The 3,668-nt window shown below is 43.7% G+C and carries 2 protein-coding genes; both read right to left on the reverse strand.

What is annotated here, in order from left to right:
* Window positions 1-493 precede the first annotated feature (493 nt).
* Window positions 494-1,570, reverse strand: a complete 1,077-nt coding sequence (locus F6K20_RS28895; RefSeq protein WP_008185623.1) for a glycosyltransferase family 4 protein — start codon at window positions 1,568-1,570, stop codon at window positions 494-496.
* A gap of 598 nt (window positions 1,571-2,168) precedes the next feature.
* On the reverse strand, window positions 2,169-2,858 hold the full coding sequence (locus tag F6K20_RS28900) for a Crp/Fnr family transcriptional regulator (protein WP_008185625.1): 690 nt from the start codon (window positions 2,856-2,858) through the stop codon (window positions 2,169-2,171).
* Window positions 2,859-3,668 lie beyond the last annotated feature (810 nt).

A 3,668-nucleotide genomic window follows, 5' to 3' on the forward strand; every position in this document is an offset into this window, starting at 1 on the left:
TATTAGCAGGAAATCGTTTAATTCCTTGTTAGGGTATGCATTAACTAACTATTTGGAACTAAATTGGCTGGGTGAAGTCTAATTCACCCAGCCATATTTTTGTGGGTTTTGTCCTGAGTACTGAGTAGCGAGTGCTGCTTAATATAAATCAGTTCCTGTCATTTCTTATTCAGAAATCAATGAACTTGGCAACTCAGGACTTTTCTATTTAATTTTTATGTTTAGAGTGAATTACCACCATTGCTTCCCACCTATAGGTAGACTAGTGGATCTAGTAGTGACCTGCTTTGCAGGGATTTTTCCTTAACTAGATTGAACTAGATTATTTCAAAACGTAGATGGTTTTTCCTACTGGGTTTCACTTTTTGATACTAACAGATTAACCGCACTGAAAAGTGCAGTGGTGGGCTACATTTTCCCCATGAATGTGGGGAGTTTTGCCTCCCGATTTCCTATAATTATCTGGACAAAGCGTTAAGCAATATCAAAACGATTAGACTGCACTGACAGGGGCTGAGGTTGTGCCATTAGCTGACATATGCTGTTCGATCACTTTCTGAAAAGCCGCTTCATAGCCATCAACCATCTTGGGAACGCTGAAAGTCTCTTCCACATACTTACGGCACTCTTCCCGAGACAGTTTAAGAGCCTCTGGAATGGCAGCGTTTATATCCTCAACATTGGCACAGATTATGCCAGTTCTCTTGTCGGCCACCACTTCCGGTACAGAGCCAAAGTTCGTGGCAATCACTGGAGTCCCAACACACATTGACTCAATCATCACCAAACCAAAAGGTTCGGGCCAGGTAATCGGAAAGACGGTCAGGCTGGCTTTGGATAATAATTCCACCTTCTCTTCGTGGCTGACTTCACCCAAGTATTGAATTTGTTTACCGTCGATTTCCGGAGCAATTTCTTGTTCGAAGAATTCCCGGTCAACTACATCAACCTTGCCCGCCATTTTCAAGTTCCAGCCAGTTTCACGGGCAATTCTGATCGCATGATGAGGTCCTTTCTCCTTTGACAAACGACCCAAAAACCCTAAGTAGGGGGGGTCATCGGCTGGTTTTGGATTGAACGGATAATCCTCTATTTTAACACCATTGTAAACGGTGGCAACGTAATTCATCTCTGGTCCGGATGACCGCTGATGATTACTGATGCTAATATGGGGTATGTGGCTGTATCGCGCATAAGCCTTGCTAATATCATGGCCGAAGCGACCATGCATGGTATGAACCACAGGGGTCTTGTACATGTCAATCACCGGAAAGGTAATCATCCCTGTGTGAAAGTGAATTAGGTCAAACTCATCAGCCACCTCGCCAATCTGAGCCAGTTGCAGTAGTTCGTAAACTATTGGTGCCTCTACGGAGGGGTCAAGGCGCAAAGCCTGAGGAGCCACAGACTTTAGTTTAGCCTTAGTGATGGAATCTCCAGACGCAAATAGGGTGACATCGTGACCGCGACGAACTAATTCATCAGTGAGTTGGCTCACAACTAGTTCGATCCCACCATAGCCTGGTGGGGGAACTCTCTCCCATAAGGGGGAAACTTGAGCTATCCGCATATCTATAGTCCTCCAAAAATCTTCTAAATTGGCTTGATTGAGAGCTAGTAAAACTTAAGACGGTGCTCTGATCACAAATAAAAACCGATTCTGCTATCTTACAGAAAGTTTTTAGCTTTTGGGAAGAAGCTAGACCTAATCTATCTACATTCCCCGGGAGTAAGTCAGCACCCTACAGGTGTAGGCAGGTTAATTAATTTAAGTTTTATTTAACTTTATGAAGAAATATTAGCTTATGATAAGTAATCTATCAAGCCCGATGTTGGTAAATTCAGCCAAATCTCCTAAACCTAAGAGGCTAACAACCCACTTGAAAAGTAGACAGGGTGTCGAGTGTAGGGTGACAAGCCTGTAGGGTGAACCAGTGTGGGTCAAGCCGGTATGGGGTGTAGGAAGAGGATTTAGTGAGTCAGGGTAATGGCGATTAGCCGTTCGGGGGGTGGCGTCAGCCCCATCGCAAAATCCTCAAAATTCGTCATTTTTTAGCACTACACAATGTAGTGAGTATTGAGTAGTGAGGAATGTGGGTTTTACGAACTTTAGTCCCACAGCCCACGCCTCCCTTGTGGCGCAGGTAGTACCTAGAGCTAATCTTGCCTCATGAGCTACCTCGTCTGACAAGCTGAGTTAGCTGCTTGATATTCATCAAGCGCATAGTCTGCTGCTCCGGGTCAGCCTTAATCCAGCCCTTACTCTCCAGCTTTTTCATAATTTTGGTAGTATCCTCTACACTGATATCTGTGATGTCAGCTAAGTCTTGATAGCAAATGTTATAGATTTCTGTGCCTTTTTCAGTGATTTCACCGTAATTTTCTGCCAAACCAACTAGAGTATTGACTAAATTAACCGCTGGAGGCTGATACCGATTTTGTAACCGGACATTGCTCTGACGTAACCGCCGCACCATCAGTTGTAACATGCGATGGTGCAACTGGGGATCTTTAAACAGAGTTTGAATAAAGCGTTGCGCAGAAATGGTCAGTAGTCGCACGTTCGACATGGCAACGATATCGGTGGAGCGGGGAGATTCATCAAGAATTGCCATTTCACCAAAAAAGTCACCCCGACCCAAAATTGCCAGTGTGACATCGTTTTCACCGCGTAAGTGTCGCACTTTAACCCAGCCGGAGACAATAAAGTAAACAGCATTACCCCAAGCATCTTCCATGATGATAGCTCGGTCGGTTGGGTACTCATGCTCCACCGCAATGGATTCAAACCATTCTAAGGTTTTTGGGCTAGCTGTATTAAATAGTGGGAAAAGGTCACTATAAGCTTTAGTCTGCATTAGGGTTCTTTAAGCTGAGATTGAAAGTAATGATACACACGCTTTGACGATCTGGAACTGCTTGGAAACTTCCTAGCGTAGCAGTGATGGTGGTTAACCACATTCTATTAAACCAACTCTATTAAACTAACAGGTAAAGGTGAATACTGATGATACTATCAGCTATGGACTGTTGAGTGTTATCGTTCACCAGTTACGTATATAATTTAATTCAACCCTCCCCCACTAAGCTGTCGCCCATTTAAATTTAATAGTTTAGTGGCTGAACCCCTCTGTTGGTAACGAGTGATTTTTCAAATTACATGGGAACTTAAATCTTTGATTGTAGTAGGAGAGTCTTTTTTTTCTAGAGTATGAACCTATGCACTACCAGCAGGTAGTTAGAGCATCCCGAACGTAAAACCCTCTATCAGTTAATTCTGCGACCCAAACAAGTTTACTACCTTTAACCCTAGCTATTCCCATTGTTTTAACCCCAGGTTCAATTTGAAAGTGCATCTATAATAGCAGCAGCCCATCTCAGACCATAATGAAATAGCCCTGTAATAACGGTTACTTTTTTTTAAATATTCAGGTTTTGACGTATTTTTTGCCGTTTCATGAATCCTTTTTTAAGCGATGCAGCGCGGTCTTGGGGAGCCAGTGCGGTCTTGGGGGTTCCCCCCGGAGACGAAACCTGATTACGTTGAGCCTTTATGGTTGGTAGGTTATGCAAAAAAGGGTTAAAACTTGAGGCGCGACCCCGTAATTTAATTCTTCAAGCGGAAAGCGCGCCTCCATTGATTAAGGCGAGCCTGTCTTACGGTAACT

The organism is Moorena sp. SIO2C4 (assembly GCF_010672485.1).
In the GTDB taxonomy this organism is placed as follows: domain Bacteria; phylum Cyanobacteriota; class Cyanobacteriia; order Cyanobacteriales; family Coleofasciculaceae; genus Moorena; species Moorena producens.